Here is a 3,737-nt window from a genome sequence, read left to right on the forward strand (position 1 = left end):
TTCTTGACCATCTGGCCACCCACGGAACCGGCCTCACGGGAGGTCAGGTCACCGTTATAGCCCTGCTTCAGGTTCACGCCGACTTCCTGAGCGGCCTCCATCTTAAACTTGTTCAGGGCCTCGCGGGCGCTGGGCACGACAGGCTGATTGGAATTGTTGGAACTGGACATAATTCGCATCTCCTTTTTTGTGTGTTTGTTGGATTGGGAATCCAGACATATCTTTGCCCCAGCGAAGTTTTATATGTGCGCCAGTTTTTGCTGATTCAGGTCAATTTGACCACAGTAACACGGCCATGCAAGTCAATGGATGGAGCGCTGGATGACAATCTGAAGGCGCTTCATTTTTTTATAGAGCAGGCTCCGCTCCACACCCAGCTCCTCGGCCGCTGCCTTGACATTTTGGCCGTTCCGGCACAGCGCTTCCCGGATGACGGCGGATTCATAGGCGTCCATGGTGTCGGCCAGGCGGCTGCTCTGACGGCGAAGGCCGGGATCATATTTGTGAAGCGCGGTGATTTTGGCGGGCAGATCGGCGGGTTCCACCATCAGGTTGTCGCAGGAGGCGTAGGCGCCGGTGATGACGTTTTGCAGCTCTCGGACATTGCCGGGCCAGTTGTATTGCCGCAGGCAGCACTTGACCGGGTCGGAGAGGATGATCTTCGTTTTATACTTTTTGTTTAATTCATCCAGATAATAGTTGGCGTGGAGCAGGATGTCCCCTGGTCGCTCCCGCAGGGGTACGGTCTCCATGTTGATGACGGCCAGACGGTAATACAGGTCCTCCCGAAAGGAGCCTTCTGCCATCATTTGGGGAAGGTCCTGGCGCGTGGCGGAAATGACACGCACGTCCACCGGCATGGGAGCGCCGCCGCCCACCTTCTCAATTTCCCGCTCCTGGAGGGCCCGAAGGATTTTGACCTGGAGCGGAAGCGGCATATCCCCGATCTCGTCTAAAAAAAGCGTTCCGTGATTGGCAAGCTGAAATTTCCCGGGTTTTCCACCCTTTTTGGCCCCGGTAAAGGCCCCTTCTTCATAGCCGAAGAGCTCCGATTCCAGCAGATTATCCGGGATGGCGCCGCAGTTGACGCAGATGAAGGGACCGTCCCGCCGGGGGCTTTCGGCGTGGATGGCCTTGGCCAGCACCTCCTTGCCGGTGCCGGTTTCCCCGGTAATGAGCACTGAAAAGTCGGTCTGCGCGATGCGGGTGCCCGTCCGCTTTAGCTCCAGCAGCTTGGGGTCCTTGCCGATGAGATGCTCAAAGCCGCCGCTGCCGGAGGTGCTCTTGGAATATTCCTCTCTGTAATATTTCAGCTCCAGATCCAGGATCTCCTTGGCGGTATCCATGGCCCGCTGCCGGAATTTCATGTGTGCCGCCGCACCCAGAAGGGTGCTGTCCTCGTCGAAGAAGCAGAAGCGGTTGGCCACGGCATAATTCTCCGACTGATCCCGGGTCTCGCCGGCACAGTAGGGCTGAATATAGACGCCGTTGCTGCCGTCCCCACGATGCCTGCGGGCGAGAACGTCGTACATGGAGGTGGTGGTGATGACCTGCCCGATGGGCTTCCCAATCACGTCCTCCTGCCGCTTGGCCAGAAAGTCACAGTAGTTTTGGTTGATATCCGTGATGATGCCGTCCTTATCCACCACGATGAAGCCGTCCTCGGTCTTGTCCAGAAACTCCTCAAAAATCAGCCGGTACCGATGATCCTCCGTCATGCCGGCAGCCCCCTTTCCGCGCGATGCTGTTTGCGCCATTATAAAGCAGGCCTGCGGCAAAATGCAAGTCCCTCCCGGCCGGTCCGCCGTGGGAGCCAAAGGGTTGGGTGAGGAAAAAATGACACATAACCGCCGGAGAGACACATGAATTTGCCCCCATTTGGCGGGACCAGAGAGGAGGCTGAGAAAAAGGAACGGCCTTGGGGCGCAATGACTTCGGGGGACGCTCCGGTCCCTTTTGCGGTCAGAAAGAAAAACTTGGCACAAAATTAGCTGATATAAAAACCGGAAACAAAAAGTGTTGGCCGACACGAAGAGCCGTTCGGGCGCAAAGGCGCGACGAACGGAGCCAGTCCACCGCAGATACCGTGAAGCGCCGCCTCAAGGGCGGCAGAATGGAGGAATTTGTATGCCGAAAGTGATTACCAGTCGGGAAGCCGCTGCTTTGGTACAGGACAATATGACCGTGGCTGTGGGCGGATTCATTACCTACGGCGTGCCCGAGGACTGCCTCGTGTCCCTGCAAAAACGCTACGTGGAGACCAGCAGCCCCAAGGACCTGACCCTGCTGCACATCGCGGCAGTGGGCGACGGCGCCCAGGGCGGGGCCAACCACTTTGGGGAGCCGGGCCTGTGCAAGCGTATGATCTGTGCCCACATTGGCCTGGAGCCCCGACTCAACGCCCTGGCGGTCTCCAACCAGATCGAGGCGTTTCTGATCCCCCAGGGCGTGGCCTCCCACCTGACCCGGGCCATCGCCGGGAAAAAGCCGGGCGTGCTGACCCATGTGGGCCTCAAGACCTTCTGCGATCCCCGGCTGGAGGGCTGCAAGGCCAATCAGGCCGCACGAGACGGCGGACACGAGGTGGTGGAACTGGTCCACATTGGGGAGAAGGACTGCCTGCTCTACAAGTCCATGCCCATCGACGTCTGCTTTGTCAAGGGCGTGCTGGCCGACGAGAACGGCAACATCTCCCTGAAGGGGGAGGCCAATATTACCGAGCAGCTAGAGCTGGCGGCGGCCGCCCATAACAGCGGGGGCATCGTGGTGGTGGAGGTGGAAAAGCTGGTCCAGGCCGGCACGATCCCCGCCAACGAGGTGGCCATCCACGGCTTCATGGTGGACTATGTGGTGGTGGGCGATCCGGCCTATACCCGCCAGTGCCTGGCCTACGAGGGCTACCGGGCCGAGATGTGCGGCGCACTGAAGATCCCAGTCAGTGAGGTGGCGCCCGCCCCCTTTGACGTGCGCAAGCTCATCGCCCGCCGCTGTGCCTTTGAGATCCAGGCCGGCCAGTTGGTGAACCTGGGCCTGGGCGTGCCCGATCTGGTGGGCAAGATTCTGGCCGAGGAGGGCTGCTCCGATGCCATCACCTTGTCCATCGAGTCCGGCGTTCTGGGCGGCGTCACCCTGGGCGGTACCCTGCTGGGCGGCACCATCAACCCGGAGTCCATCTACAAGATGCCCGACATCTTTGATATTTACGACGGCGGCGGCATCGATGCCGGATTCCTGGGCGCGGCGGAAATCGACGCCATGGGCAATGTCAACGTATCTAAGTTTGCCGGACGGGTAGTGGGGCCCGGCGGCTTTATCAACATCACCCAGAACGCTAAGAAGGTGTGCTTCGCCGGAACCTTCACCGCTGGAAAGATGCAGATCGAGATCCGGGACGGCAAGCTGGATATCGTGAAGGACGGCGGCAGCATCAAGTTCAAAAAGGCGCTGGAGCAGGTCACCTACTCCGGCGAGTACGCCGCCGAGGCGGGCCAAGAAGCCCTTTACGTCACCGAGCGGGCCGTTTTCAAGCTGACGCCCAAGGGCATCATGCTCACTGAGATCGCCCCGGGCGTGGACCTGCAGCGCGACATTCTGGACAAGATGGAGTTTAGACCCCTCATCGCCGAGGAAGTGAAGGAGATGGATTCCCGCATCTTCCGCGACGAGAAGATGGGCCTGACCCTGTAACCACCCAAAGGAGGAATCACGATGCAATTTACCGAAGATCAACAGATGAT

3 protein-coding genes are annotated in these 3,737 nt (G+C 59.5%); 1 reads left to right on the plus strand and 2 read right to left on the minus strand.

Features of this window, described 5'->3' with window-relative positions:
- Both B3H64_RS11565 and B3H64_RS11570 read right to left on the minus strand, forming a co-directional pair.
- A partial coding sequence (locus tag B3H64_RS11565; RefSeq protein ID WP_286735269.1) for an alpha/beta-type small acid-soluble spore protein occupies window positions 1–170 on the minus strand: 170 nt, incomplete at its 3' end.
- 132 nt (window positions 171–302) lie between these two features.
- Window positions 303–1,718 carry a sigma-54 interaction domain-containing protein gene (locus tag B3H64_RS11570; protein ID WP_286735266.1) on the minus strand — a complete coding sequence of 472 codons (1,416 nt, stop codon included), beginning with the start codon at window positions 1,716–1,718 and terminating at the stop codon, window positions 303–305.
- Between the two features lie 409 nt (window positions 1,719–2,127).
- Between B3H64_RS11570 and B3H64_RS11575 the strand changes: the two genes are divergently transcribed.
- Window positions 2,128–3,687 carry an acyl CoA:acetate/3-ketoacid CoA transferase gene (locus B3H64_RS11575; RefSeq protein ID WP_286735268.1) on the plus strand — a complete coding sequence of 520 codons (1,560 nt, stop codon included), beginning with the start codon at window positions 2,128–2,130 and terminating at the stop codon, window positions 3,685–3,687.
- The last annotated feature ends 50 nt before the right edge of the window (window positions 3,688–3,737 follow it).

The organism is Intestinimonas sp. UBA1698 (genome assembly GCF_002320075.1).
GTDB classification, from domain to species: domain Bacteria; phylum Bacillota; class Clostridia; order Oscillospirales; family Oscillospiraceae; genus Intestinimonas; species Intestinimonas massiliensis.